The sequence below is a fragment of the Micromonospora sp. NPDC051227 genome, assembly GCF_044455385.1.
Lineage (GTDB): Bacteria > Actinomycetota > Actinomycetes > Mycobacteriales > Micromonosporaceae > Micromonospora.
Window position 1 is genome coordinate 310,692 of record NZ_JBITET010000005.1, and the last position, 26,880, is coordinate 337,571.

25 protein-coding genes are annotated in these 26,880 nt (G+C 70.0%); 8 read left to right on the plus strand and 17 right to left on the minus strand.

Annotated features, from left to right (window positions below; translation table 11 throughout):
• The first annotated feature begins 48 nt into the window (after nucleotides 1–48).
• The 3 genes from ACIA47_RS16330 (at nucleotide 49) to ACIA47_RS16340 (ending at nucleotide 2,884) form a co-directional block, all read left to right on the plus strand.
• The gene (locus ACIA47_RS16330; protein ID WP_203120848.1) at nucleotides 49–1,848 is read left to right on the plus strand and encodes a RyR domain-containing protein; all 1,800 of its coding nucleotides are present in this window, start codon (nucleotides 49–51) and stop codon (nucleotides 1,846–1,848) included.
• Nucleotides 1,838–2,350 carry a hypothetical protein gene (locus tag ACIA47_RS16335; protein ID WP_396708620.1) on the plus strand — a complete coding sequence of 171 codons (513 nt, stop codon included), beginning with the start codon at nucleotides 1,838–1,840 and terminating at the stop codon, nucleotides 2,348–2,350. Before ACIA47_RS16330 ends, ACIA47_RS16335 begins: the two co-directional genes overlap by 11 nt.
• A gap of 327 nt (nucleotides 2,351–2,677) precedes the next feature.
• Nucleotides 2,678–2,884, plus strand: a complete 207-nt coding sequence (locus ACIA47_RS16340) for a hypothetical protein (RefSeq protein WP_203120852.1) — start codon at nucleotides 2,678–2,680, stop codon at nucleotides 2,882–2,884.
• On the opposite strand, the gene ACIA47_RS16345 is transcribed toward ACIA47_RS16340, so the two are convergent.
• From ACIA47_RS16345 to ACIA47_RS16375, 7 genes are all read right to left on the minus strand, one after another.
• Nucleotides 2,841–4,655, minus strand: a complete 1,815-nt coding sequence (locus ACIA47_RS16345; protein WP_396708623.1) for a glycoside hydrolase family 15 protein — start codon at nucleotides 4,653–4,655, stop codon at nucleotides 2,841–2,843. The two genes, ACIA47_RS16340 and ACIA47_RS16345, sit on opposite strands and share 44 nt — an antisense overlap.
• 71 nt (nucleotides 4,656–4,726) lie before the next feature.
• Nucleotides 4,727–5,203 (minus strand): hypothetical protein, encoded by a 477-nt coding sequence (locus tag ACIA47_RS16350; protein WP_203120858.1) that lies wholly within the window; start codon nucleotides 5,201–5,203, stop codon nucleotides 4,727–4,729.
• Nucleotides 5,204–5,740: 537 nt separating this feature from the next.
• Nucleotides 5,741–6,700, minus strand: coding sequence for a prolyl aminopeptidase (gene pip / locus ACIA47_RS16355; protein ID WP_396708625.1), 960 nt, complete (start codon nucleotides 6,698–6,700; stop codon nucleotides 5,741–5,743).
• 349 nt (nucleotides 6,701–7,049) lie between these two features.
• Nucleotides 7,050–9,521: an FtsX-like permease family protein gene (locus ACIA47_RS16360; RefSeq protein ID WP_396708627.1), complete on the minus strand. Its 2,472-nt coding sequence runs from the start codon at nucleotides 9,519–9,521 to the stop codon at nucleotides 7,050–7,052.
• On the minus strand, nucleotides 9,518–10,279 hold the full coding sequence (locus ACIA47_RS16365; protein ID WP_396708629.1) for an ABC transporter ATP-binding protein: 762 nt from the start codon (nucleotides 10,277–10,279) through the stop codon (nucleotides 9,518–9,520). The genes ACIA47_RS16360 and ACIA47_RS16365 overlap by 4 nt, the downstream gene beginning before the upstream one ends.
• Nucleotides 10,280–10,390: 111 nt before the next feature.
• Entirely contained in the window at nucleotides 10,391–11,047 is a 657-nt protein-coding gene (locus ACIA47_RS16370) for a response regulator transcription factor (RefSeq protein ID WP_030333728.1), read from the minus strand.
• Entirely contained in the window at nucleotides 11,035–12,261 is a 1,227-nt protein-coding gene (locus ACIA47_RS16375; RefSeq protein WP_396708632.1) for a sensor histidine kinase, read from the minus strand. The genes ACIA47_RS16370 and ACIA47_RS16375 overlap by 13 nt, the downstream gene beginning before the upstream one ends.
• 168 nt (nucleotides 12,262–12,429) lie before the next feature.
• On the opposite strand from ACIA47_RS16375, the gene ACIA47_RS16380 reads away from it, so the two are divergent.
• The gene (locus tag ACIA47_RS16380; RefSeq protein ID WP_396708634.1) at nucleotides 12,430–12,660 is read left to right on the plus strand and encodes a hypothetical protein; all 231 of its coding nucleotides are present in this window, start codon (nucleotides 12,430–12,432) and stop codon (nucleotides 12,658–12,660) included.
• Nucleotides 12,661–12,729: 69 nt separating this feature from the next.
• Here ACIA47_RS16380 and ACIA47_RS16385 read toward each other — a convergent pair whose 3' ends face one another.
• From ACIA47_RS16385 to ACIA47_RS16410, 6 genes are all read right to left on the minus strand, one after another.
• Nucleotides 12,730–13,833: a winged helix DNA-binding domain-containing protein gene (locus ACIA47_RS16385; RefSeq protein ID WP_396708636.1), complete on the minus strand. Its 1,104-nt coding sequence runs from the start codon at nucleotides 13,831–13,833 to the stop codon at nucleotides 12,730–12,732.
• Between the two features lie 336 nt (nucleotides 13,834–14,169).
• A complete protein-coding gene (locus tag ACIA47_RS16390) occupies nucleotides 14,170–14,496 on the minus strand; it encodes a DUF1963 domain-containing protein (protein ID WP_396708638.1) in 327 nt (108 codons plus the stop codon).
• 32 nt (nucleotides 14,497–14,528) lie between these two features.
• Nucleotides 14,529–15,188 (minus strand): response regulator transcription factor, encoded by a 660-nt coding sequence (locus ACIA47_RS16395; protein WP_203117843.1) that lies wholly within the window; start codon nucleotides 15,186–15,188, stop codon nucleotides 14,529–14,531.
• Nucleotides 15,185–16,345, minus strand: coding sequence for a sensor histidine kinase (locus ACIA47_RS16400; RefSeq protein WP_396708640.1), 1,161 nt, complete (start codon nucleotides 16,343–16,345; stop codon nucleotides 15,185–15,187). Before ACIA47_RS16400 ends, ACIA47_RS16395 begins: the two co-directional genes overlap by 4 nt.
• Nucleotides 16,342–17,178, minus strand: a complete 837-nt coding sequence (locus tag ACIA47_RS16405; protein ID WP_396708642.1) for a lysostaphin resistance A-like protein — start codon at nucleotides 17,176–17,178, stop codon at nucleotides 16,342–16,344. Before ACIA47_RS16405 ends, ACIA47_RS16400 begins: the two co-directional genes overlap by 4 nt.
• 206 nt (nucleotides 17,179–17,384) lie before the next feature.
• Complete coding sequence (locus ACIA47_RS16410; RefSeq protein ID WP_396708644.1) at nucleotides 17,385–19,118, minus strand: protein kinase; 1,734 nt, start codon at nucleotides 19,116–19,118, stop codon at nucleotides 17,385–17,387.
• Between ACIA47_RS16410 and ACIA47_RS16415 the strand changes: the two genes are divergently transcribed.
• Entirely contained in the window at nucleotides 19,108–19,605 is a 498-nt protein-coding gene (locus tag ACIA47_RS16415; protein WP_203117852.1) for an LURP-one-related family protein, read from the plus strand. The genes ACIA47_RS16410 and ACIA47_RS16415 overlap by 11 nt on opposite strands.
• 107 nt (nucleotides 19,606–19,712) lie before the next feature.
• Here the strand turns inward: ACIA47_RS16415 and ACIA47_RS16420 are convergent, their stop codons facing one another.
• A complete protein-coding gene (locus ACIA47_RS16420; RefSeq protein ID WP_396708646.1) occupies nucleotides 19,713–21,062 on the minus strand; it encodes an FAD-binding oxidoreductase in 1,350 nt (449 codons plus the stop codon).
• Between the two features lie 47 nt (nucleotides 21,063–21,109).
• Between ACIA47_RS16420 and ACIA47_RS16425 the strand changes: the two genes are divergently transcribed.
• Nucleotides 21,110–22,534 (plus strand): PLP-dependent aminotransferase family protein, encoded by a 1,425-nt coding sequence (locus ACIA47_RS16425; protein WP_396708648.1) that lies wholly within the window; start codon nucleotides 21,110–21,112, stop codon nucleotides 22,532–22,534.
• Between the two features lie 189 nt (nucleotides 22,535–22,723).
• On the opposite strand, the gene ACIA47_RS16430 is transcribed toward ACIA47_RS16425, so the two are convergent.
• Nucleotides 22,724–23,185, minus strand: a complete 462-nt coding sequence (locus tag ACIA47_RS16430; protein ID WP_203117862.1) for a nitroreductase/quinone reductase family protein — start codon at nucleotides 23,183–23,185, stop codon at nucleotides 22,724–22,726.
• 338 nt (nucleotides 23,186–23,523) lie between these two features.
• Here ACIA47_RS16430 and ACIA47_RS16435 point away from each other — a divergent pair, with 338 nt between their 5' ends.
• A complete protein-coding gene (locus ACIA47_RS16435) occupies nucleotides 23,524–24,282 on the plus strand; it encodes an SDR family oxidoreductase (RefSeq protein WP_203117864.1) in 759 nt (252 codons plus the stop codon).
• Nucleotides 24,283–24,471: 189 nt separating this feature from the next.
• Nucleotides 24,472–25,371, plus strand: coding sequence for an AraC family transcriptional regulator (locus ACIA47_RS16440; RefSeq protein WP_203117866.1), 900 nt, complete (start codon nucleotides 24,472–24,474; stop codon nucleotides 25,369–25,371).
• A 47-nt stretch (nucleotides 25,372–25,418) separates the two neighbouring features.
• On the opposite strand, the gene ACIA47_RS16445 is transcribed toward ACIA47_RS16440, so the two are convergent.
• On the minus strand, nucleotides 25,419–25,550 hold the full coding sequence (locus tag ACIA47_RS16445) for a hypothetical protein (RefSeq protein ID WP_396708651.1): 132 nt from the start codon (nucleotides 25,548–25,550) through the stop codon (nucleotides 25,419–25,421).
• Between the two features lie 121 nt (nucleotides 25,551–25,671).
• Nucleotides 25,672–26,862 (minus strand): glycosyl hydrolase, encoded by a 1,191-nt coding sequence (locus ACIA47_RS16450; protein ID WP_396708653.1) that lies wholly within the window; start codon nucleotides 26,860–26,862, stop codon nucleotides 25,672–25,674.
• Nucleotides 26,863–26,880: the final 18 nt, after the last annotated feature.

Sequence of the window (26,880 nt, forward strand, 5' to 3'; positions counted from 1 at the left end):
TGCGCGTCGAGCGACGATCCGATCGACCTCGTCAAATACCATGAGCTCATGACGGATCCGGTCGCCGGCTCGTCCCGCTCGGCCGGCTGGAGTCTGCGAGTCCTCTTCGGATTGATCGGGCTGTCCGCTCTCGTCCTCGGCTACGTCGGCTTCGAGCGCCTGCTCCAGGCCCGACCGGACGTCGCCCACGATCCGTACGACCTGCTCTACTACGACCTGCAACTCTTCGTCTTCGGCGCCGAACCCTTTCAGAACGCCGGCCCCTACCCGTGGCAGCTGCAGGTCGCCCGGTTCGCTGCCCCGCTGTTCACGCTCCTCGCCGTGGCCGAGGCAAGCCGGCTGCTGCTGGCCGCCGAGAGTCGCCGCCTGCGCGCCCGGCGGGCACGTGGTCACGTCCTGGTCTGCGGCGACTCCCAGTTCGCGCACATGCTCGCCGACCGGCTCTTCGCCGACGGTGAACGTGTGGTGGTGGTGCGCTCCGAACCGTTCGGGCCGCTGGAGTACCGGTGGCGCCGGTACCTCGGCGTGGTCGGCGACCCGACCAGCCCCGAGGTGCTACGCGGCGCCGGCCTGCCCCGAGCCCACACCATCTACGCCTGTAGCGAGGACGACGACCGCAACCACGCGATCGCCAACACCGCCAACCGGCTCATCCAGGACCGACGGCAACCACCGCGGGTCTACATCCTGGTTCACGACTCGGAGATGTGTCTGTCCCTGCAGGCCCGACGACTCGGTGCCGCGGGGTCCAGCCGGCTGCGGCTGGACTACTTCCACGTCGACGACGTCGCCGCACGCGCACTGCACCGGCTCCACCCGCTGCCCAGCGGGGGAGACCAACCAACCAGGATCCTCATCGCGGGCACCGGCACCTTCCGTCGGGCTCTCCTGGTGGAGACCGCCCGGCACTGGCGCGCATCCCGAGCCGACGTCCCCGGGGGCAACGCCGTGCCACCCTTGCAGGTGGATGTCGTCGCACCGGATGCCGGCACCGAGATCGCTCTAGCGTCATCGCGTTACCCGTTCCTGGCCACCGTCTGCCAGTTGACCGCGTACGACCTGGATCTCGACGGCGTCGTCGGTCTCGGTCGCGACCGCTACGACCGCATCTACGTCTGCGCACCGGACGAGATCAGCGGTCTGCAGTTCGTGCTGGACACGCCCGCCCTGTGGCAGGGCGCCGAGAGTGCCGTGTTCGTGCCGGTCTACCGGCAGGCGGCGCTCGCCGCGGCCTTCCACGGCGACTCCCGTCACGACCTGCTCGACGAAGTACACGGCAAGCTCCGCCTCTATCCGGTGCTCACCCACGCCTGCGACGCCCGGCTGATCGCCGAGGACCTCACCGAGCGGCTGGCCCGGCTGATCCACGAGCGGTACGTCCAGGCCCAGCAGCGCGCCGGGGTACGACTCGGCGATGCCCCGGCGATGGTGGACTGGTCACGACTACCCGAGTCGTTGCGGCGGGCCAACCGGGCCCACGTGCAGGACATCGCCGGCAAGCTGCTGGATCTCGGTTGCGTCGTGGCGCCCCGGCACGGTGGCACTGGTGACGCCTCGGCCGCCGGGCAGGCCATCGACGACCGGATCGAGGAACTCGCCCGCCTGGAGCACGACCGGTGGTGCCGGGAACGGCGCGGCGACGGCTGGGCCTACGGCGACCCGCGTGATGACGTCCAGCGGCGGCATCCCGCCCTGCGGCCGTGGGAGGAACTGCCGTCCGACGTGCAGGAGCAGAATCGTGAGGGGATCCGGGCACTGCCCGACGTGCTGTCCGACAGCGGGTTCGAGCTGATCCGGCTGGCGCCCCCGGTGCCCGCGCAGCGGAGAGGCCCGAGGGATGCCGCCTGACCTCGGCCCGGTCCGCGTCGGCGTGACAGGGCACATCAACCTGACCCGCGACACCGAGCTGCTCGTCGCCGACGCTCTCCGCGTCGAGTTGGGCGGGATCAGCGACCGGCCTGTGCACGGCGTGACCTGCCTGGCGGCCGGTGCAGACCAGGTCTTCGCGCGCACGATCCTCGATCTGGGCGGCACCTACGAGGTGATCCTGCCGGCCCGCGACTACCGGGTCGCGGTGATCAGGCCGGAGAACCGGCTGGCCTTCGACGAGTTGATCGACCGGGCGGCAGCGGTCGTCCACACCGGTTACGACCGCTCGGACACCGCCGCCTACGTGGTTGCCAACCGGGAGCTGGTCCGACGGGTGCAGCGACTCGTGGCGGTGTGGGACGGCAAGCCTGGCCGTCACCCCGCGTCGACGGACCGGACCATCCACTGGGCGCGGCACCACGGCGTCCCGACCACGATCCTCTGGCCCGTCGGTGCCCGCCGAACGCCTATCGAGGGCTGACGGGCCGGTCCTGCTGTCAGTGGCGCAGCACCGGCAAGGGGGCCTGCTGGCGTCGTCGTCGGTCGGCTGATCTCCTCGTTCGGCGTGAGCCGGCTGAGGCTCCGAACCCACCCGCGATGCGGCGACGAGCACATCCTCGGCGGTGACATCTTCGATCGCCCAGGGTGTACTTGTCGGACACGATCAGATGCGGATTGTCGAGCCCGCCGAGGACCTGCGCGTACGACACCGGGTTGGTGTGCAGGTCGCCGACTGTACCGACGCCCACCGTCCACGTGCGGAAGATGATTTCCTTCCCGGCTGGCCCGCTGCGCCCTCCTCGCGGACGTGGCGACCGGAACCTGGCAGGGCCAGCGGGCGTCCGAACTGCTGCGTGGGTGGCTCGCCCGTAACACCGACCGCACCCTCGTCGCCGACACCATCCACCACGACCCCTGGTCGGCCGCCGGCATCCAGGTGATGAACAAGACCGGCACCGACACCGGGGCAATCAGTCGTCGGGAGCGTCCCGGATGGCGAGTGCGGCCTGGATGAGGGCGGCGTGGGTCAGCGTTTGCGGATAGTTACCGAGGTGTGCCCCCGTCGAGGGGTCCAACTCTTCGGCGTAGAGGCCGAGTGGGCTGGCGTAGTCGAGCATGGCCTGGAACAGCTCGACGGCCTCGATGCGACGCCCGGTGCGCGCGAGGCCCTGAGCGAGCCAGAATGAGCAGGGCAGGAACGCGCCTTCGGTGCCGGGCAGGCCGTCGCCTCCCGGCGGGTAGCGGTAGAGGAGCGGACCGCCGGCGGAAAGCCTGTCCCGAATGGCGTCGATGGTGCCGCGTACTCGGGGCGACCGGACGTCGTCCATGCCGAGCAGCGGCAGGACCAGCAGGGCCGCGTCGAGTTCCTGGGAGCCATAGCTGCGGACGTAGCTGGTCGCCGTCGGGTCGAAGCCGCGTGTTCGGACCTCGGCGGCGATGGCGTCACGGGATTTCTGCCAGCGTCGACGCTGGCGGCCCCGCAGGGGGTGAGTGTCGGCGATGGCCAGGGCACGGTCCAGGGCGAGCCAGCCCATGAGCTTGGAATGGACGTGTTGGGCGGGTTCGCGGACCTCCCAGACGCCGGCGTCGGGCCTCTGCCAACAGTGGGCGACCACGTCGGCGAGCCCGCGCACCGTCCGCCACGTCTCGGTGTAGAGGCGGTGTCCGGCCTGCGCGAAGGCCCAGGCGGCGTCGATCACCCAGCCGTAGCCGTCGAGCTGGTGTTGGCTGGCGGCGCCGTTGCCGATCCGTACCGGACGGCTGTCGAGATAGCCGGGCCAGTTGGGTAATTCGCGTTCCGCTGGCACGTGGCGGCCGTGCAGGGTGAGCAGTGCCGGCAGGCGTGGCCGTTGCAGCCGGCTGGCGTGCAACAGCCACGCGAGGAACCCGCGGGCCTCGTCGGTCTTGCCGAGTCTGAGAAAGGCGCTGACGCCGATGCTGGCGTCACGGGGCCAGACGTAGCGGTAGTCCCAGTTGCGTACCCCACCGGGATCCTCGGGCAATGACGTGGTGGGTGCGGCAAGCGGGGCTCGCGAGGGCGAGTAGGTCAGCAGCCGCAGGGTGAGCACGCTTCGCACGACGTGTTCGCGGAATGGCAGCGTCTCGTCGATTTCCGCGGCCCAGGCCCGCCATCGGGTTTCGTCGTCGCTGACCAGTTCCCAGGCGGCTGCCGGCTCGACGTGGATGAGCGGTTCGCGGTGTGCCACGGCCAGTACGAGGGTGACCGGGTGGCCTGGCCTGACCGTGATCGAGGTAGGCCGACCCGGTTCGATGCTGAGTTCGGGGGTGCTGCTCAGCGAGACCGCGAGCGACCCCCACTCACATACGAGGCCCTGGCGCCGATGGTGGACTCGGGGCCTGCGGTGCCGTTCGCCGAGGCGGGGGTCGAACTCCACGACGACGTCGACCGGTGCGTGCTCGGCCGACAGACGCCGCACGATCAGTGTCGTGGGCAGCAGGCGGCCTCTGACCTCCGCCACCATGGCCTCAGTGAGGCTGAGCCGACTGCTGCCCACCGCCCAGGTGGTTTCCAGGGTGACTGTGTGCTGCCGGTAACGTCGTCCGACGACTGCGGCCGGCCGGTCCGGTCCGATCCGGAACGTTCCCGCCTGCGGGCCTCCGACCAGCCGGCCGAACAGGGGCTCGCCGTCGAAGCGGGGCACGCAGAGCCAGTCCATCCCGCCGTCGCTCGCGACCAGGGCAGCGGTGCGTGTGTCACCCACCAGGCCGTAGTCACTGATCGGCGGCGAAGGCCGGGGACATGTCGTGTCGGACCCACCGTCCATGAAGATCGATTCCTAACGAGTCGCGCCGGCGCACAGGAACCCCTCCGGCGGGGACACCAGCGGGGTGCGGGTCAGTTGCCCTTGAGGAGCAGTCCGAGACAGACGCCGTAGATGATGTGGACGACGGCCGCGACCGCGGGAGTCGAGATGCCGTAGTTGAGGGCGAACAGGCCGGCCGGCTCCAACACGGCCGTGCTGGCCGGCCCCGCACGCTCCGAGGCCATGCGCGGGTGGACACCTGGAAGCAGCGGCAGAATCACTGTCAGCGCAATCCCGACGTGCAGGATCCCGAGCAGCGCCCCGATCCACCAGGTGGCGCGGTGCAACAGGGCGAACGTGACCGCGTAACCGAGGGCGAAACCCTGACCGGCGCAGAGGTGAAGGAAGAATCCGGCGACCCGGGCCCGGTCGGGATCCTCGGTGACGAGGGTCCCGAGCACCAGGGCAAAGTCGAGCCGGGTGAGGCCGGCCAATTGCGCGGTTATCATCGCCGCGGTGAGCGCCGCGGTGGCCACCAACCCGAACAACGCCCATCCGGCCCAGTCCATCTCAGCAGTGGTTGACGTCGCGGGCGTTCGCAGTCGGCACTGCCGCTTGGGCGACGCAAACGCACAGGACGCCAGGTTTTGCGACGTCGGCCTCGGTCAGCCGCGCAAATGGGTGGGTACTGACTGCCGAACAGCGGTTTCCAGCCGTCGCCACCGGGCACGCCGGGGTGCTCGCGGTCATCGGTCCACCCTCCGGCTGGACAACCTGATAGTCCTACAGGCTCGGACCGGCCACCGGTCGCACACAACATGCGAGGACCGTGCCGCCCAGCTCTCCACCATAAGCCACGGGACCTGTCGCCCTGGCCTGCTCACCGAGACGCCCGCCAAAGCAGCAACGTCCGCTCATGCCGAGGTGACCTGGTAGCTTCGGCAGCGCCCCGACGCCGCGCAGGGCCTCGTCGAGGGCGGTTTCCCGCCAGCGCCAGAAACAGCGGGACCCGGCCGTCGGGTATCAATTCCTGTCGGATCTACCGAATCCGTCTCGCAAGGATCACACCTAGGACCGATTCACCCTCAAGGAGCTGTTGAGCAGCCTCAAGATCGGATCGAAGCGAGGAACTGGGTGGTGGCTTCGATGAGCATGCTGCGGGTGCCAGGTTCGGAGCCGCTGTGGCCGGCGTCCTCCACGATGTGAAACTTCGCCTCGGGCCAGGCCTGGTGCAGGTCCCAGGCTTGGTTCGGCGGCGTCTTGATGTCGTAGCGGCCGTTCACGATGACCGTCGGGATGTGTCGAATGCGGTCGACGCCCGCGAGGAGACCTTCCGGCGGGAGGAAGCCGCCGTTGCTGATGTAGTGGTGCGTGATGCGGGCGAACGCCAGCAGGTCGGTGTCGTCGATGCCGGGCGGCGTCATCGGCAGCAGGGTGTTGGCCGAGAGCTCCCAGCTCATCCAGGCGCGGGCCGCCGGGCCGTGGACCGCGGGGTCGGGGTCGGTGATGCGGCGGCCATAGGCGCCGACGAGGTCGTCCTGTTCCGCGACGGGGATCGCAGCACGAAATGCCGCCCACTCGGCGGGGAACAGGTGCGCCGCGCCCGCCGGGGTGAACGCCCATGCCTCGTCTGACCTGCGAACCAGCCACACCCCACGAAGCACGAGTTCGCTGACCCGCTCGGGATGGGCCTGCGCGTAGGCCAGGCCGAGGGTGCTGCCCCAACTGCCGCCGAAGACAAGCCAACGCTCGATCCCCAAGTGCTCGCGCAGCCGCTCGATGTCCGCCACCAGGTGCGGGGTGGTGTTGTGTTCCAGTGACGTCTTCGGGTCGCCCGCGAAGGGCCGGCTGCGACCGCAGTTTCGCTGATCGAACAGCACGACCCGGTAGCCGGACGGGTCGAAGTACCGCCGATTGTCCGGGAGCAGCCCACCGCCGGGACCGCCGTGCAGGAACACTGCGGGTTTGCCGCCCGGATTCCCGCACAGTTCCCAGTAGAGCTCATTACCGTGGCCGACACTGAGCATCCCGGAGTCGTACGGCTCGATGGGCGGATACCAGTCCATTATTCAACTCCGTCGAATTTTAGTTTGGATACGTCCGCCCAATACGACGCTCATGCCTGTGGGCATGGTAGTAGCCAGGGACAAGCCAGCCGTCGGTGCTCAGAACGCTGAGGGTGGCTCACCCCTGACGCGATGGTGGGCCGATGCCCGCACCCAGCGATCTGAGGTACAAGCCGGGAGTGCGGCGTCCTGTTTCCCACGAAGTGCTCTGCGGTGAAGTGCTCTGCGGTGCTGCGCAGCCGCCCAACTCGCCGGGGTGGTCTACCCGTAGCTGGGACACCAGGGCGACCGTGTCGCCCCAGCGATGTACGCGGAGGCGGCACGGTCGCCGATACTCTTGCCGCGACGCCTACTCCTTCACACCGATGTTGTCGATCGGAGGGGCGCTGAGCAGCCGTCGGACGGGCCACACAGTGGTTGCCAACGCCAGCAGCGTCGTGCCACCGAGCACCGCCACCCAACCGAGCGGCGGGACGTACGGGATCGGGCTGCCGGTCAGTCCGTTGACGACCGCGCTCAGGGTCAGCGCCGCGATCGTCGCGCCGATCAGCACCGCGGTGCCGAGCAGCCCGACCTGTTCGGCCTGGATCATTCCCCGAATCTGACGGCGGGTGACCCCGACCAGTTGGAGCAACGCCAACTCGCGGCGGCGGGCCAGCGCGGCCATCACCATCGTGGTGGCCGCCGCCAGCGCCGCGTACCCCACCATCACGCCGATCAGCAGCCGGTTCAGCCAGGCACCGAGCGCCAGATCGGTGCTGATCAGGCGGGTACGGGTGGCGGCGTCGAGAACTGTGGTGCCCGGTTGCCCAGCCGACCACGTGGCCAACGCGGTGTCGGCTTCGGGGCCGGCGCTGACCAGGACCTCGTCGTTGGTGTCCCCGGCCGTGTGCCCGGCGACCGTATCGGCAGCCAGTGTGACGTCGCCGAAGCCGAGGCCACGGCCGTAGATCGCGATGACGTCCAACGTGACCGGGGTGCCGTCGCCCAGCCAGAGTTCCGCCTGATCGCCGACGTCCCAACCGGACGAGGACGCCTGCATCGCGGACAGGGCGACAGTGCCAGCGCGCAGGTCGGCCAGGTTGCCCTCGCGCACGTCGAGGTCCATCGTCGACGTGATGCCCGCCGGGTCGACCGACTGCGCGCTGACCGGCTCGATGCCGTCGAGCCCTCGCACCACCACCTGCGTACGGTGCACACCAGTGGCCGCCTGCACCCCGGGCAACTCGCGGATCTTCCGCGCCGTGTCCGCCGGCAGCCCACCCGGAGCGACAATCACCCGCTCGGCGAGGGTTCCCGCGCTGCTCTGCGTGGTGGTCTGCCGTTCCAGGTTGGTCTGCAGGAACCAGACCGAGCCGCCGAACCCCACGGACAGCACGAGGGCGGTCAGGACGGTCGCCATGCCCTGCGCGTTGGCCCGCAGATTGGCCGCAGCCAGGTAGCCGCTGACCCGCCACACCCGCGGCAACAACGGTGTGAGCAGGCGTGCCGCGTACGCGTTAATCGTCGGTGCGAGCAGCGCCACCGCGATGACGAACAGGTACAGCATGCCGACCGCGCCGGCCAGTGCCCCGGTCGACCCGGCGGCACCGAGCGTGAACGCCCCGGAGGTGCCGGCCGCCGCCAGCGTCAGTACGCCGGCGATCAGCCGCACCCGGCCGCTACGCCGAGGCTCGACAGCGACCTCGCCGAGCGCCTCGATCGGCTTGATCCCGGTGACCCGGCGTGCGGCGACCAACGCGGCGAGCACCGCCACGAGGACCGCCGTACCGACAGCGGCCGGCACCGCGAACAGGCCGCCGACCATTGGGAAGCTGGCCGGCACGAAGCCCCGCCCGACCAGCTCGCCGTGCACCCAGCGGGCCGCCAGCAGGCCGACCGGGCCGCCGATGGCGGAGCCGACCAGGGCGAGCAGCGCGGCCTCGGCGATCAGCATGCGGCGCACCTGCCCCGGCGTTGCCCCGACCGCGCGCAGCAGCGCCAGGTCACGTCGACGGTGCCGGACGGACAGCCCGATGGTGCCGGCCACCACGAAGACGATCAGCAGGACGACGTACCCGCCGAAGGCCGATCCGGCCTCGACCAGCAACGTCCGGGCGGCCTGGTTCTCCGACTGCTCGACGTTCCCACGGTCTTTTCCGGCGTACGTCGTGGCACCGGCCGCCGACGCGATCTCGCGGACCGCGCCGACGTCGGAGCCGGGCACCATCCGCACGCCGATCGCATCCACCTGGCCCGGATGGGCGGACAACCGGGTGGCTTGCGCGTCGGTGAAGAACACCGCCGCCGAACCGGTCTCGGCGGTTCCGCTCACCCGGTACGACCGTCCGACCCCGCCGACGACCAGGTCGATGCGGTCGCCGGGTGCCACGCCGAGCCGGGTGTCGACCAGCACCTCGTCGTCGGTTCGTGGCGCGGCACCCGCGGCGAGGGGACGACCGGTGAAGGCGTACGTGTCCCAGCCGTGGCCCACGGCGGCGGGTGAGCCGATCAGCACCCCTTCGTCGCCGGCGACGGCCGCGACGCCCGGCACCTGGCGGATCCGGTCCACCACTGCCGCGTCCACAGTGCCGCCCTCGGGCAGCGTGACGGTGCTCGTGGTGGTTTCGCCGTCGAATTCCTTGAACGTGTGGCTGACCGTGCGGTTGGCGACGACCACGTCGGCCGCCGCCCAGAGCCGTGGCTCCGCGCGGAAACGCAGCCCGGACTCGACGAGGGTGCCCATCGCCACCAGGATCAGCACGCCGACAATCAGGGCCAGCAGGGTCGCGGCGGCGGGGCCGGCGCGGTGCCGCAGCAGGCGGGCGGCGAGCCCGGTCATCGGAGGACCCGCCGATCCAGCGACGCCAGGTGCTCGGCGATACCGGCGGCTCCGAGCTGCGGAAGGTCCGCGACGATCGCACCGTCGGCCAACACGAGCACCCGGTCCGCGTACGACGCGGCGATCGGATCGTGGGTCACCATCACCACTGTCAACCCGTGTTCGTCCACGACCGCGCGAAGCAGAGTCAGCACCTCCGCCGCGGTCCGCGAGTCGAGGGCGCCGGTGGGCTCGTCCGAGAAGATCACCTCGGGGCGGGTGGCCAGCGCCCGGGCGATCGCCACCCGCTGCTGCTGGCCGCCGGAGAGCGCGGCCGGCCGGTGGTGCAGTCGGTCGGTGAGGCCGACCCGCTCGACCACCTGGGTCAGCCAGGCCCGGTCCGGACGGACGCCGGCCAGGCGCAGGGGCAGCACGATGTTCTCCTCGACGGTGAGCGCGCCGATCAGGTTGAATGCCTGGAAGACGAACCCGATCCGGGTACGACGCAGCTCGGTCAGGCGGGTCTCGGACAGCCCGGACAGGTCGGTGCCTCCGATGACCACCCGCCCCGAGGTGGGCCGGTCGAGCCCGGCCGCGGTTTGCAGCAGCGTGCTCTTGCCGGAGCCCGAGGGGCCCATCACCGCGGTGAAGGTGCCCCGGTCGAAGCCGACATCGATGCCCGTCAGCGCAGTCACCTGGTTACGGCCGGCGTCGTACACGCGGGTGAGTTGTTCGACGCGTACCGCTGCTTCGATGGTCTGTCCCGGATAGTCCGGCATTCTGGTGGCCTCTTTCCGTGTCATCGGCAAGAACTGCGCGCACCAGAAACGCTATTGACGTGGGAGAACGGCGACCATCCCGCGGGCTGCCAGGTCCGGGTACAGCAGGCGCTACCGCCGATCGCCGTCCAGGTAGCGCAGCACCGCGGTGACCCGGCGGTCGGCACTGTCGTCCGGTGGAAGCTGAAGCTTCGAGAAGATGCTGCGGATGTGCTTGTGCACCGCGCCGTCGGTGACGAACAGCCGCTCGGCGATCGCGCTGTTGCCGAGCCCTTCGGCCATCAGCCCCAGCACCTCACGCTCACGCGGCGACAGTTCGCTCAGCGCCGTGTCCGTCCGGCGGTTGCGGGCGAGCAACTGCGCCACCACCTCCGGGTCGATCACGCTGCCGCCGCCCGCGACGCGGTGCAATGCGGCGAGGAACTCCTCGACCCGGCCCACCCGCTCCTTCAACAGATAGCCCAGCCCGACGGCGCCGACCGAGAACAGGTCGGTGGCGAACGCCTGCTCCACGTACGCCGACAGGACCAGCACCGCGAGGCCGGGGCGCCGCCGCCGGGCCTCCACCGCGGCCACGATGCCCTCGTCGGTGTGGGTCGGCGGCATCCGTACGTCCACGATCGCGACGTCCGGCGCATGCTCGTCGACGGCGACCAGGAACTCGCCAGGAGTACCGGCCGTGGCGACCACGTCCAGATCCTCCGCCCGCAGCAGCAGCGCCAAACCCTCACGCAGCAGCGGGTCGTCCTCGGCGATCACGATCCGCATGGCAGCTCCACGTCCATTCTCGTCGGCCCTCCCGGTGGGCTCGTCAGTGTCATCCGGCCGTCGTACGCCTCGACCCGCCGCCGGATACCGGTGAGCCCTGAGCCACGTGTCTCGTCCGCGTCGCCGTGCCCGTCGTCCTCGATGCTCACCAGCAGCCGGCCGCGCTCGCGGCGCACGGCCACGTCCACGCGGCTCGCACCGCTGTGCCGGACGACGTTGGTCAGCGCCTCGGCCACCACGAAGTACGCGGTGGCCTCGACCGAGGCCGCGCACCGCACCGCCACGTCCACCTCCAGTCGGCAGGGCACCGCGCAGCTGCCGGCCAGCCCCGCCAGCGCGCCGGCGAGACCCCGGTCGTCCAGCACCGGCGGCAGGATCCCGCGCACCACCGTACGCAGCTCGCCGAGCGCCTGTTCCGCAGCGTCCTGCGCCTGCCCGAGGATCTCGTCGGCGCGGTCCGGATTGCGGCGCACGGCCCGCCGCGCGGCGCCCAGCAACACGTTGACCGCGACCAAACGGTTCTGGGTGCCGTCGTGCAGCGACCGCTCGATCCGGCGCAGTTCGACAGCGTGGGCGTCCAGCGCCGCAGCGCGGGTGGCGGTCAGCTCGGCCACCCGCAACGACAGGTCGACACCCGGCGGCGGAGGCAGCAGCCACCGGCCCGGCCAGGCCTGGAGACGGGCCAGGACCGGGCTGAACCAGATCGCGGCGGCCAGCCAGCCCACCCCGAGCAGGCCGACCGCGAGTGCCTCGGACAATCCGTCGATGCGCCACCAGACGATCCCCGGCGCGCCGGCGTCGGCAGGGATCAGCCGGTACCACAGCGGGAAGGTGACGTCCTGCACGGCATAGAGCGGCAGCGCGATGCCAACCAGCCCGGTCACCAGGCCGATGAGGGAGTACAGCCCGACCCAGCCGAGCTCCCGGCGCACGAAGGGATCGCGCGTCGCCGTCCGTAATGCGGCCGGCACCGGCCCCGGCGTGGGGATCGGCTCGCCCCAGCGGGACAGCCGGGCCCGCTCGCGGTCGGCCACCGTGCGCACCGCCCGCAACGCACCGGGCGCCGCCAGCAACCCCACCCCGCCCAGGCAGGCCACCGCCACGATCGCCGCCCAGAGCAGCGCGCCCAGAGCCAGCGTGGCGGTGCCCAGCCCTCCGACGAGGTGCTCCAGGGCGTCGACCGAGGCGCGAACCCGGCCCCGCACGTACGCCATCGACCCACCTCCCCCGCCAACATAGGCCACCGCAGGCCCCGCCCGGCAACGCCCGGCGCGGAAGGTACAGCCTGCTGTACCACTGTCGTCGAGCTGGCGGGATCGTCCCCGCCGCGCCGCCTACCTAGCGTTGACGGCGTCGAGGAACGTTCGCCGAAGGAGGCAGTCATGACCGATCCGTACCGCATCACCGAGGCCCCGGTCGCCGCGTCGAAGAAGCCGGGCGGCCTGCTACGCCCGCTGCTGTGGCTGGTGCTCTTCGTCAGCGCGGCGGCCAACGTGGTGCTGTCGACAGCGGCGGACAACCAGTGGATCAGCTCCGGGTTCGGCCTGGTGGCGCTGCTCTGCGCGGTCGCGCTGATCGTCCAACACCGCCGTAACCGCGCGCGAGAGTCGTAGGGACACAAACCTCACCCCCGGCGGCGACCCTCTTCGGCAGCGTGTCCTCCAGTGTCGGGAGGGCGGTTCTCAGGTCGGTGCGGTGAAACGGATTCCGTGTGACGCTTTGGGGGCGAGCAGGTCCAGCAGCTCGCTGCCCTCGGTGGTCAATGCCTCGCGGTCGGACGCGGACAATGGTTCGAACGGATGCACGGTCAGGGTCGCCGCGCCTCGTGCCGTGGCGACCGTCCAGGTCGCTGCGGTGAAGCCGTCGAGGAGTACCAGGCGGGGGACGGGACCGTGCGGGGCGAAGTTCTGCTGGCGGAGCCCGTCGGTGACCACCCTGGACCGGTCGTGGTGGGACAGCAGCAGGTTGTCGAAGTCGTACAGGTACCGGGCAGGCGCGCTGACCTGCGGGTCGGGTCGGGGTGCGTCGGGTAGGTCGAACAGTTCGACGCCGTTCTCGTCGCGGAACGTGGCCAGGCGGGGCCGGAGCCGGTCGAGCACCTCCGCCAGCCGGGTGAGACCGCACCAGGTCTGCGCGTCGCGTACGGTCGCCGGGCCGAACGCGGCCAGGTATCGCAGGATCATCTGGTCGATCGGCTGGTCGGTGCGCAGCGGCGCGCCGACCCACGATTCGAGCGGCGCGTGGACGGTCTGGCCACTGGCGCCCCACACGCCGCGCGGCGGCGTTTGCACGACCGGCAGCAGGTTGCGCACCGCGTAGGCGAGGCTCGCTGGGTTCCGATCTGGCCACCGCTGGGCCAGCAACCGGCCGAGTTCGCTCGGGGTGCGCGGCTGCTCGTCGAGGAGTTCCCGGCCTGCAGCGACGAGGTCCGCGGTGTCCAGTCCGCGCATGGACCGGCCGTGTGTTTGGTTGGTGAACAGGTCGCGGTCCAGCGCCGGTTGCACGAGCGGGCGTAGCGCCAGCGCGTCGGACGCGCTGACGAGATGAATCGTCGAGCGCATGAGCGCGATCCGCACTAACCGTCCTTGGGTGAGCAGCGTCCCGATGTCCTCGGGTCGGCACTCGCTGAGTCGGGTCCACAGCCCCACGTACCAGGTGTGCGGGGTCTGGGCCTGAAGGCCGACGAGGTGCTCGATGGCCTGCAGCGGGGTGAGGTCGGCGCGGCGCAGGAGCAACTGCCGGTCGAGGGTGGCGCGGTTGAGGGCGCGGCGGGTCAGGGTCTGCACGGGTGGCCTTCCCGAAGGGTTGAGATCAGGGGTATGCGCGGCGGGCGCCCGCCGCGCGTACCTGCTGGGTGTGGGTCAGTGGAGTTGGCGAAAGAAGCCACGGATGTCGCTCACCAGCGTCGTCGGCTCGGTCGGCTTGTCAGCCGCATGGGAAGTCCTCGCGGTAGAGGCGGGCCGACTGCGGCTGTGTCGGTGAGCCAGTAGACCATCGTGTTGGTCAGCACGTGGTCCGGGTCGAGGTTCGGGCCGAGCAGTTGCGCGTTCCAGCCGAGTTGCCCGACCGGGGATCCCGTCGAAAGAGGTCAAGCCCAACGCCTGACCTGACGATTCCACCGACTACGCCCAGGACCTCACGGCACAGGCCCGGCGCCGGACCGGCAAGGGGAGCTTCTCGATCTTCGGAAGCGCCGCGCAGTCGAGGGAAGCGACGAACGGCAACGGATCCCCGCCGTGGGACGGCCACTCCGCGCCCGCCCGTAGCCGGGGCAGCCCACCGCTCTGCCCGACGACATCTCCGTCCCAGTCACTGCCGGCACCCACCCAGATTGCAACCTGCCGCCACCGAGCGCCGTCCGCCAGCGGCGTAGCCGTACGGTGGGCGGCCACCGGTGTACCGGCTATGGTCGTGCCGCAGCAGACGGTCCCGGCAGACCTCCTCAACACCCGGGTGCCATCGAAGCCAGGCCTTCAGCGTCTCAGGTCACCAGGCCCCGGCGGTACGCGTACACCACGGCCTGCACCCGATCGCGCAGGTCGAGCTTGGTGAGGATGCGGGACACGTACGTCTTGACCGTCTCCTGGCTGATCACCAGGGCCGCGGCGATCTCGCTGTTGGAGAGCCCCTCCGCGATGAGCCGGAGCACCTCCAGCTCGCGTGGGGTCAGCGCGCCGCCGTCCGGGTCACCCTCGGCCGGACGGATGCGGGCCGCGTACCTGCCCACCAGCTGCCTGGTCACCTCCGGGGCAAGCAGCGCGGCACCCGTCGCTACCGTGCGAATGCCGTGGAGCAGCTGCGCCGGTGGGGCGTCCTTGAGCAGGAAGCCGCTGGCGCCCGCGCGCAGCGCCTCGTAGACGTACTCGTCGAGGTTGAACGTCGTCACCACGAGGACCTTCACCGGCACGGGGACCCCCGCGCCGGCCAGCAGGCGGGTCGCCTCGATGCCGTCGAGCACCGGCATCCGGATGTCCATCACCACCACGTCCGGCCGGAGCCGAGTGGCCAGGTCGACTGCCGCGCGCCCGTCGCCGCACTCGCCGACGATCTCCATGTCGGGCTGGGCGTCGATGATCGTCGCGAATCCGGCGCGGATCAGCTCCTGATCGTCGCAGACGAGCACCCGGACCGGCGCGGTCACGACGCGTTTCCAGCCGGGATCCGGGCCCGCACGAGGAAGCCACCGCAAGCCTGCGCATCCGCGCTGAAGTCGCCACCGAGGACGGTGACCCGCTCGCGGAGCCCGGCGAGGCCGCGCCCGCTGCCGCCCGGGGACGCGCTGTCAGATCCGGAGCCGTCGGTGCTGATCTCCACGGTCGTCTCTCCTTCCCCGTGGTGAACGTGAACCCTGGTCCGGCTGCCGTGCGCGTACTTCAGCGCGTTCGTCAGCGCCTCCTGCACCACCCGGTACACCACCACCTCGGCGCTGTCGGTGACCGCCGCCGGCGTGCCCTCCCGGACGAGCTCGACCGGCTGCCCGGCCTGCCGGGAATGCTCGACGAGGGCGTCCAGGTCGCCGACGGAGGGCGTACGCGGATCGCCTGTGCTGTTGTGATCCGGATTGAGCAGGTCGAGCAGCTGCCGCAGGTCGCCGATGGCCCGGCGGCCGGTCCCGGTGATCGCGGTCAAGGTCTGGTTCAACTTGTCCGGGGCGCCCGTCAGGTAGCGCGCCGCCTCGGCCTGCACGACCATCGCCGTCACGTGGTGGGTGACAACGTCGTGCAGCTCCCGGGCGATGCGTGTGCGCTCTGCGGTACGGGTGGCCTCCTCGACATGGCGGCGGCGCTCCGCCTCGGTGGCCCGGTTCTGGCGCAGCCACGCCCCGATGCCCCACGCGAGCGCCAGCAGCAGGTAGAAGGTGGTGAACCCCGCGACGCCCTCACCAGATCCGAGCCGGTCGAGGGAGATCGCCAGGGGCACGTACGCCGCCGAGGCGAGACCCGCGACGGTCCAGCGGCGCCGTTCCAGGTGGGTGCCGGCGCTGATGAGCGCGATGGCCAGTCCCGTACCCGCGATGGTGTGGTAGCCGCGGAGCTGGTCGATCGCGAAGCCGAGCGACACCAGCGCGAGGCAGACAGCCGGCCACCGACGGCGTACGGCCAGCGGCAGGCACTCCAGGGCGACGACACCGATGGTCAGCGCGTCGTACGGGCGGTCCGGGAGGTCGCCGAGCTGCGTCCCCTGTCGCTCCAGGGCCGGGACCACAGTCGCGAGGGCGAGGGCCAGGGCGATCGGGAGATCCCGGACCGTGATCGGCCACTGCCGCCACAGATCCGGGAGCCTCCGGAGCTTGATCACTGGGTGACTGTAGCGGTTGCCGGGGCCTGCGCCGTGCGGTGGCGGCGCGGGATGATGTGCCCGCGGCGCTTGGCCAGCCACAGGAATACCGCGGTCAGCACCACGCCGGCCAGCACCGCGTACAGGCTGCCCTCCGGCCCGAAAGCACCGCCGCTCAGCGCGACCGGCCCCGACGTCGAGGCCTCGAGCAGCCCCTTCGACTCGCCGTTGCCTGAGACCACGACGCTGAAGATGCCGCCGGCGGCGAAGTTCCAGCCGAAGTGCAGGCCGATCGGGACCCACAGGTTCCGGGTGGCGGCGTAGCAGGCGGCCAGCATGAACCCGGCCTCGATGGCGATGGCGGTCGCCCCCCACAGGGTGGCGTCCGGGTTCGCCAGGTGGATCGCACCGAACACCACGCCGGTCAGGGCGAGAGCGATCCAGGTGCCCGTACGCTCCTCGATGATGCGGAACAGCACCCCCCGGAACAGCAGCTCCTCGGTGACGGCGGCGGCCGCCATGAACCCGAGCAGACCCAACGCTCCCGTCGGCGAACCCCAGCCCTCGACGTGGTAACCGCCGAGGAACGCGATGTTGGCGATGACGGCCGCGAACATGGCGAAGCCGATGAGCGTCCCGCGGCCCAGCTTCCCGCCCCAGCCGTCCAGGCCGAGCTCGGTGGGCTCACGGCGCTCGGTGCGCCGCACGACCCACCGGTAGACGACCACGCCCAGCACTGCCGCCGCAGCGCCGATCACCAAGGTGAGGAAGAAGCTGCCCTCGACGGCGGCGACGCTCTGCCAGCCGACGAGGGCGGCGACGGCGACGGCGAGAAACTGTTTGACGAATCGCATGGCGACTCCTTTGTAGACCGCGACCGGAGCGCCGGCGGACACGAAGAAACCTATGGTTTTCCGCCGCCACAATCGTCACCGTGCAGTGGACACTTGCGGGTAGCTCGCACGGGGGACAGCCGAGCCTACGGGGGGTCGAACGGCATCCGAAGATGACGACACCAACCGGTGGGCCTCCATGACCACTCAGGGCGCGCGTCATCCGCTCACTGACGGCTCTCCTTTATCTTTGGCAATAGCGTGCCGTCGTCACACCGCGCCCTGATCTCACTCTTGTTGCCCGCGGACAGCAGCACCACGTGGATCTCCTTCACGGGCCCGGCGTTGTAATCCTTGAGGCGGTAGCCGGGGGCAGGAGCGACGTCGACAACGCGAGCCTGATCGCCGGTGCAGAGCACAGTCACCACGCCACCGAGTGCCCGAAGAGGCGTACCTGGATTCGGAGAGATCGGCGCCGACGCGGCACTGGACGGCCCCGTCGGCTGTTCGGCACCGGGTGACGTTGCAGGGCCAGGGCCGGCCGTCGAACCGGCTCTGGCGGTTGGTTCAGCCGGCCCAGCCGGAGCGGTCACCGTGCGGCTCGGTCGTGAGACTGGTGTGGGCCCCGCGGAGGCCTGGCGGGGAAGAGGTGCCTCAGTGGCAGACACATCGAAGGCGGCGTCGGGCGGGGTGGCACCGTCACGTGTGGCGACCCCGCCCGATCTGCCATCGAAGGGTATGAACTGGGGGAGCAGGAGCGAAATGGTCCCCGCCGTCGCGATGAGGACGGGGATCAACACGGCGTTCGGGATGCGGCGACGCCGACCGGGAGGGGGACCGGCGGTGGTCGGGGCCGACACGGTCGAGACGGCTGCCGACTGCTCCGCCTGTTTCACCCGCCGTTCGGCGTCATCGGTCAAACCGTGCAGGGCCGTGGCCACCTCCGCGGCGTCCGGCCGATCCGCCGGATCCCGGGCGAGGCAACGGTCGAGGAGGTGGTGAACCTCGGGGGACACTCCCTCGATGTCAGGCAGCGGTGCCGGATCGACGTACACGTGAGCGGTCAACATCTGCGTGGGGGTCTCCGCCGACCAAGGCAGCTCATTGGTCAGCGTTCGGTACAGCAACAGTCCGAGCGCGTAGACGTCGGAGGCAGGCAGGACATTGCCACCGGCGAGCCGTTCGGGCGCGAGGTAGGCCGCAGTGCCCAACAGCCGTCCGTCCGCCTCCAGCTCCGGCCGGCCGACAGTGGTGGCGATACCGAAGTCGACCACCTTCACACCGGCCGGTGTCAGCATCACGTTGGACGGCTTGATGTCCCGGTGCACCAGCTGACGTTCGTGCGCGGCGGCGAGCGCCTCGGCGACCTGCGCGCACGTCCGCATCGCGGCGGCCGGCGGCAGCGGACCGGCGGCAAGTCGCTGGGACAGGGTCTGGCCGGGCAGCAGTTCCATCACCACGTACGAGACCTGGCGGCCGGCGGCATCGGTGTGCTCGCCATAGTCGTACACACTCGTCACGTGCGGGTGCCAGAGGCCGGCAGCGGCCCGGGCCTCTGCCTGGATGCGTTGTCGTGCGCCTCGAGCGGTGGCTTGCGCGCCGGCCAGGACCTTGACGGCCACCGCGCGTTCGAGGACCCGGTCCCACGCCCGCCAGACGGCCGACATGCCACCAGTACCGAGACGGCTCTCGACCTGATACCTGTCGTCCAATAGATCACCGACCATCACTGGGACAGCTTGCCAGAGTGGACTCGCAGCGGCATGACTGTCTACTCCGATGCTGGTCACCGGCCGTCCGCTCGGCTCTACCCGCCTCATCGCCCGGCGCCTGACCAACTGCGTCACGAGTCCCCCCGCACCTGATCGAGGCTTTCGTCGAGGCCACCGAGGCGTGACCGGTTCGCTGCGGACGACTCGACTCGTCGCCGCGGTGGGGGAGAATCGAATCATGTTTGTCATCAAGGAGCGGTTCTTCTCGATCGGCGACGACTTCGACGTGCTCGACGAGCACGGCACCAAGGTCTTCCATGTCGACGGCAAGGTGCTCAGCGTCCGCAACAAGGTCGTCATCGAGGACGCGTCCGGCCATGAGGTCGCCACGCTGCACCGGCACCTGGTGGCGTTGCGTCAGACGTACGAGATCCGGATCGGCGGCGAGAAGGCCGCAGAGGTCCGCAAGAAGCTCCTCACCCCGTTCCGCGACAAGTTCACCATCGACGTGCCGGGGCCCGACGACCTGGAGATGAAGGGTGACCTGCTCGACCACGAGTACGTGATCGAACGCGGCGGCACCGAGGTGGCCTCGGTCTCCAAGCGGTGGCTGACGATCCGGGACACCTACGCCGTGCAGGTCACCGCCGGCGTCGACCCGCTGCTCATCATCGGCAGCGTCCTCGCCCTCGACCTGGCCATGAACCGCGACAAGAAGAAGGGCGACGACGACTGACCCCCTGGGCGCCAGCCGCATTGCTGAGGCTCGTGGCCAGGACGGTCTGACGCGTTCCTACGCCGCGAACAGCTCATCACCGGGCTGGGCAGGAGCAGCCGGCTGCGTTACTGGCTGTGGGGCTGGATGTTGTGGTTGAGGTGGAACATGTTGTGCGGGTCCCAGATCGTCTTCAGCGCGGTGAGCCTGGCGAGCTTGTCGCCCGGGTATGCGCGGCGTACCCCGCGTTGCCCCTCGTCGGCGGCGAGTGAGTTGACGTAGACGCCGTCGGCGTACGGGTCGAGCGCGGCAGCGGCACTGCGAGCCGCTGCCATCCGGATGTCGTCTTCGGATGGCTCGGTCCAGCGGGAGCCGGCGCCGAACTCGAACATTGTGCCGCGGTGGCTGAACGAGGCCTCGGCATCCGCGACGTCGGCGATGGCGCCGCCGTGCGCCTGTAGGCCGACGTTGGCCAGGTGGGCGCCGGTGTGCAGGTCCGACGCGCCGCGCAGCAGGAACGCCTCGATCGCGGCGGTGGGGAACTGCCGCAGGTAGTGCGCACCGGAGTACCGGCGGTAGGCGTGGCCGCCGACAGTGTCGTCGCGTTGTTGCAGTTCGAGGTACGACGGTGTGCTGACCCGTTCGGCGACCGGGCGGCCGAGCGCGCGCAGTGCCGGCAGCAACCGGTGGCCCTGTGCCGGGTCGCCGACCCATACGAAGCCGACGGTGGCGAGAGGGCCCTTGGCCGTGCTGTGGACGTCGGCGGTGAAGGTCGCCTGCCGCGGTGCGACGCCGTTGAGGTTCCGCCAGCCTTCGAGCACCGGTACGGCGTCCTCGGCGCGGAAGTCGAACTCGGCGACGAGGGTCCGCGTTCCGGTGTGGTGCAGTTGAAAGTCGAAGTCGGTGACGATGCCGAAGTTGCCGCCCCCACCGCGCAGGCCCCAGTAGAGGTCGGGGTTCTCGGTTCGGCTCGCGGTCACCACCTCCCCGTCCGCGGTGACCATCGTGTAGGAAACGACGTTGTCGCAGGCCAACCCGTGTTGGCGGGCGAGCCAGCCCATACCGCCGCCGAGGGTCAGGCCGCCGACCCCGGTGTGCGAGACGTTGCCGGCGGTCGTGGCGAGGCCGTATGGCTGCGACGCTCGGTCGAGTGCGCCGAGCAGCGCGCCGCCCTGGACTCGGGCACGTCGCCGGATCGGGTCGACCCGAACGCCGTTCAACGGGGTCAGGTCGATCATCAGGCCGTTCGCGGGGACGGCGAGGCCGGCCACGTTGTGCCCGCCGCAGCGCACCCCGATCTCCAGGTCGAGTTCGCGGGCCAGGCGTACCGCGGCCACCACGTCGGTGATGCTCGCGGCCTGCACGATCATCCGCGGGCGCCGGTCAATCATGGCGTTCCAGACGGTGCGGGCCGCGTCGTAACCCGGATCACCCGGGGCGAGGAGGCGGCCGTCGAAGCGGGGACTGGTCGTTGTCATACGTCTGAGCCTGACGGAAATCGGTACAGCCGGTAAGGTCCGATTTCATGGGCCGTACCAGGACCAATTCGAGCACGGCGGAGGACCTGCTCATCCATGTCGACCGGTCCGCGGCCGAACCGCTGCACCGGCAGATTGCCGCCTCGATCCGGGGCAGCATCAGGGCCGGCCGGTTGCCTCTCGGGACGTCCCTGCCGCCCACCCGCACCATCGCCGCCGATCTGGGAGTCTCACGCGGCGTCGTGGTCGAGGCCTACCAGCAACTCGTCGCCGAGGGCTACCTCACCAGTCGGGCGGGCGGCTACACCCAGGTCGCGGTCGAGCCGGTTCCTCCGTCAACGGGTCGGCGCGGCGGGAATCGGCCGGCGGCCCGGATCGACTTCGGGTACGGCCGCACCGACGTGACGTCATTTCCCCGCGCCGCCTGGCTGCGTTCGGTGCGAACGGTCCTCACCACCACGCCTAACGAACGCTTCGCCTACCTCGACGGGCGTGGCGTACCCGAACTGCACACAGCCCTGGTCGACTACCTCAGCCGGGTCCGCGGCACATCGGCCCGCCCGGAGAACGTCGTGATCTGCAGTGGCTACGGCCAAGGCGTCGCGCTGATACTCCAGGTGCTCGCGGCGCGCGGCGCCCGCAGGGTGGCCGTCGAGGACCCGTCCGCGGACGACGACGCCCGCCTCGTCGCGGCCGCCCTCGGCCTGGACGTGATCGGCGTCCCGGTCGGTCCGGACGGCATCCTCGTCGAGAAGCTCGAACGGACCGACGCGGACGCCGTCGTGCTGACGCCCTCGCACCAGTGGCCCACCGGCGGCGTCCTGTCGGCCACCGCACGGGCCCGCGTCATCGGCTGGGCGCAGCGTCGCGGCGCCGTGGTGATCGAGGACGAATACGACGCGGAGTACCGCTACGACCGCTCGCCGGTCGGCGCCATGCAAGGGCTGGCACCCGACTCCGTCGTCTACTGCGGCACAGCGAGCAAGACCCTGGCGCCAGGGCTGCGTCTCGGGTGGCTGCTCGCGCCGTCACACCTGGTCGACGACATCACGGCGGCCAAGGTACGGGCCGACCGCGGCTCTCCCGTCATCGACCAACTGACCTTCGCCGACTTCCTCACCCGCGGCGAGTTCGACAGGCACCTACGGCGCATGCGCCCGGTCTACCGTCGCCGCCGCGACGCACTCCTGGCCGCGCTGCGCGCACGCCTGCCCGAACTGGAGCCGGTCGGTGTCGCGGCGGGCCAACACGTCGTCACCTGGCTCCCGCGCGACCTCGACGAGGCCCCGGTCGTGGCTGCTGCCGCCCGGCGCGGACTGGTCGTGCAAGGCGTTTCCCGGTACCGACTGAGCCCCGCTGGACCCGGCGGGCTGATCTTCGGCTACGCCACCCTCACCGAACGCTTGATCACCGACGGAGTGGAAGCCCTGGCCGACGCGGTCGCAGAGGTCCGCGCGCAGATCTGCCGCTGACGGTGGCCCCGCCTGCCGCGTCGTGAAGGCCTTGGTGACAGACGGCGAGCGAGGCGGCCGTCCGAATCCGGCGGCGGGGTGCACCCAGACTCTGGTGCGTGCCGGTCCAGCTGCGGGGAGCGGACAGCCGACGAGGTGGCCCGGGCGGCCATGCTCGCGCGGACTGCGGCTCCATGTCGCCCAAGGCGATCAGCTCAGCGGCGGGCGCAGCCTTTCGTCGTCGAAAACGATCTCGATCAGGGGGCTGTGCTCGAGCCAGTCCTCCAGGCGCTGGCGCTGGGTGACGCGCGTGCGCAAACCGGGCTCGTCCTGCAGGGCGACCACCGCGGACAGTACGCGATGGCGCACCGCGGGATCCTTGACCGGCACTGCCGTGGCCGGCAGGTCTGCCCGGACGCCGTTCTTGAGGTGGAAGGTGAAGTGCGGGTGCGCCGACAGGTTGGCGTGCCAGCTTCGGGGCACCGGCATTCCGCTGAGGTACCAGCGGCCGTCGACATGGTGGAACCAGATCTCGATGCGCCGCGGGCGACCGGTGTGCCGGCCCAGGGTGGTGATGTCGATGGTGCGTGCCTCGCGCGGCGAGCCCGGGCCGATGGCCAGAGCGCGCCTGACCGCGCCCACGTCGTAGCTTCTGTCCGCGGTGTCGGTCATGATCGGCTGCCTCACTCGTGCCTGACGAAAATGGCTTTGGTGCAAGTCAACCGTCACGGCGGAAGGGCTGCTAGGGACATCCTGGCGGATCCTTGCACGATCCTCCCCACACCCAGGCACAGCACGGCGACGAGCCGGGCAGTCACGCAAGGCCCAACGCACCCCTGCACCCTCGGGCAGTGGCCAGGCACGGCTGAAGCGGCCCATGCCCCGTCCATCCAAGAGGATTGGGCAAGAGGCGAAGAGGACCATTCTTTTCGCGAGCCCGCCATAGCGGTCTCCTGGAAGGGACACGCTCTCACGGATTCCGACGAATCCTCATGCCCAGGAGGCACACCATGAAGGTAGCCGTCGTCACCGGTGCAAGCTCAGGCATCGGTCAGAGCGCCGCCCTGCAGATCGCCCGGCGCGGTACCGGCGTCATCCTGACCTACAACTCCAACGAACAGGGCGCCAAGGACACCGTCGCGCGGATCGAGCAGCAGGGTGGCACTGCCGTGGCGCTGCACCTGGATCTCGGCGACACGGCGGGATTCACCATCTTCCGGGAGACCGTTTCCGAGGTGCTCCGCGAGACCTTCCAGCGGCACTCCTTCGACCACCTGGTCAACAACGCCGGATTCGCCGGCATGGCGATGATCGAGGACACCCGCGAGGAGGAATTCGACCGGCTCACGGACGGCCTGTTCAAGGGGCCCTTCTTCCTCACCCAGGCCCTGCTGCCGCTCTTCGCTGACGGCGGCGCCATCGTCAACGTGACCAGCAACTCCACGCTGCCCCAGGTGACCGCGCCGGGATACTCCGTCTACGCGGCGCTCAAAGGTGCCGTGGCGGTGCTCACCCGCTACATGGCCAAGGAGTTCGGTCCCCGCGGCATCCGCGTGAACTCGGTCGCACCGGGAGCCACCGTCACCCGCTTCGCCGACGACGCGTTCAGCAAGAACCCGCAGATCATCCCGGAACTGGCGAAGACCTTCACTCTCGGCCGCGTCGGCGAGCCCGACGACATCGGCATGGTCATCGCCATGTTGGTCTCCGAGGAAGGCCGGTGGATCACCGCCCAGGACATCGAAGTCTCCGGAGGCCAGAACCTCTGAACTGCTCCTGCTGTGAGCTGTGAGCTGTGCGCCACGCCAAGCCCCTTTCGTCCACGCAGGCGCGCGCACGGCTCACTCCGCGACGGGCCCAGACAGCCGCCGACAGGCCGCCCCGCCTGTAGCGATCAATGTGTGCCCAATCCTGCCTGGCAATCGTCCCTATCTGGAGGTTCATGCAAGAATGGAGTCATGTCTGACCTGGACGAGATGCGTGAGCTTCTTAACCGGCATGCGCGGCCCGACATGAGCACGGCCATCGACGGCATCCGGGTATGCAAATTCACCCATCCGAATGCTTCGGCGGCCGGGATGTCCGGGACCGTGCTCGCAGTCATCGCCCAGGGCGGCAAGCGCCTCGCCCTGGGCGAGCGCCTCTACGAGTACGGGCCCGGCGAGTACCTGATCGCCTCTGCCGACCTCCCCGTTACCGGCCATGTCCTGGACACCGGGGAGCCCACCCTGGGCTTCGGCATGACTCTCAACCCCTCAGCCCTTGCTGAACTCCTCCTGGAAGCCGACCCCCGAGACCTGCCGGTCACCCCACGCACCGCATCACCCGGCATCGCCGTCTCCACGGCCTCGCCTTCACTACTGGACGCCATCGTGCGCCTGCTGCGGCTGCTGGAGCAGCCCGCAGACCGCAAGATCCTCGCTCCCATGGTCAAACGGGAAATCCTCTGGCATCTCCTGCGCGGCGAGCAGGGAGTCTCCATCCGCCAGCTCGGTCTCGCCGACAGCGGACTGGCCCACATCAACCGCGCCGTGCGTCAGATCCGGGAGAACTACGCCACGGCCTTCCGCGTGGAGGACCTGGCGGAAATCGCCGGCATGAGCGTTTCGGCGTTCCACCGCAACTTTCAGACCGTCACAGGGATGAGCCCCATCCAGTTTCAAAAACGCATTCGCCTGCAAGAAGCCCGGCTCCTGCTCGCCAGCCACCCCACGGACATCACCGGCGTGGGCCGCAGCGTCGGCTACGACAGCCCCTCCCAGTTCAGCCGTGAATACCGCCGCATGTTCGGCACACCGCCCAGCAAGGACACCCAACTCCGCACTCCGCCAGCAGAACTCGTCACTGCGCTGCCCTGAGCTTGACCCTGTCGGGGATCTTGGTGTTTCCCGGTGCGGCAGCATGATCAGCGGACATGCTCGGAGCTGTTTCGAAGGCCGATGCAGCCGCCGCGGCGCAGCTCCTCCGTCACCTGCTTCTCGGTCAGGGCGACCAGATCAGGACGTTGTTCCCGCGGGTCCGTGGCGGCGAGGACCATCGCCACAGCGGAGGGCGACCGACGAGTGCGAACAGAGACGTCGCAATCTCGTCGAGTCGGGCCGAACGGCCGCTCGCCGTGCCTGGGCGGGCGGCCGTCGGTACCCTCGTTCAGCTGCCGCTCAACAGCGGCCGAGGTCCTCCCACTGCTGGGTCCAGCCGGGCTCGGATCCCTGCGTCCAGTGCCGTGCCCGCCACAGGTGCTTGCCGTCACCCGACGACGGACCGCTCGGGTCGCCGTACCTGCTCTTCTCGTGCTTCACGGTCTGTCCGCCCGTGTAGACGGTGCCGAAAGCCCACTCCGGTGCGGTGGAGCAATTGCCGGCTGGCGGCGGCGTGGTGGGCGGTGTGGTGGGCGGGTTCGTCGGCGGCGTGGTCGGTGGGTTCGTCGGGTTTGAGCAGGTGCCCGTCGTGGCGACAGTGTCCGCGAACGTGCTGCCCGCCGACCGGTACGCCGTCGTCTTCGACGTCACCTGCGCCGGGGTCAGGACCTGGTTCTTCGCGAACAACACCCAGTCGACCTGCTGGATGTAGGTGCTCAGTCCGCCGGTGTGGGCCGCCGTGTCGATGAACCAGAGGTTCCAGTTGATCGTCATGGTCTGCCGCGGGTAGAACTTGCCCGAGTGGTCGCCCACCTGGACGCCGTCGATGTAGTAGATGACGTGTCCGTTCGCGACGGTCGCCACCAGGTCGTGCCAACCGTTGAGACTGCTGCGCTGCTCCGAGTGCATGTTGTCCGCGTACCAGGGGTCGTTGCGGTAGGTGTACCAGGTGGTCTGGTAGTTGATCGGGCCGGTCTCGCCCCACCCGCCGTTGGGCAGGTACTCGGAGATGTCCAGCTCGCTGTAGGTCGGGTCGAGGTCACCGTTCAACGGACTGATCGTGAAGAACGTCTGGTTGATGTGGTCGCCGTCGTTCCCACTGGTGGGGGTGTCGGTGAAGCGCACCCGGCTGGCGTACGTGCCCTCGAGGTAGCGCTTCTGGGTGCTGTAGAGCTCCGCCTGGTTGGTGCCGGCGCCGGTGCCGTCGGTCGAGGCGGTGAGCTGCATGACCTTCTGGCCGCTGACGGTGGGGAAGGTGATGCTGTTCGGTGACCAGGTCGCCCCGGGCACGCCCGGACCGCCGGCGTAGCTGCGCGGGGTCCAGCCGTGCGCGGTCAGGGAGTTGTCACTCGACGATGTGTAGGAGAAGTCGTCGAACAGGTAGCCGCATTCGGCGGCGGAGGCACTCGGTGCGCTGGCGAAAACTGCCAGCGTGCCGAGCAGGGCCGCTACTCCCGCGAACCCTATTGATCTACGTTTGTCGATGGACATGAGCTGGGTCCTCCGATG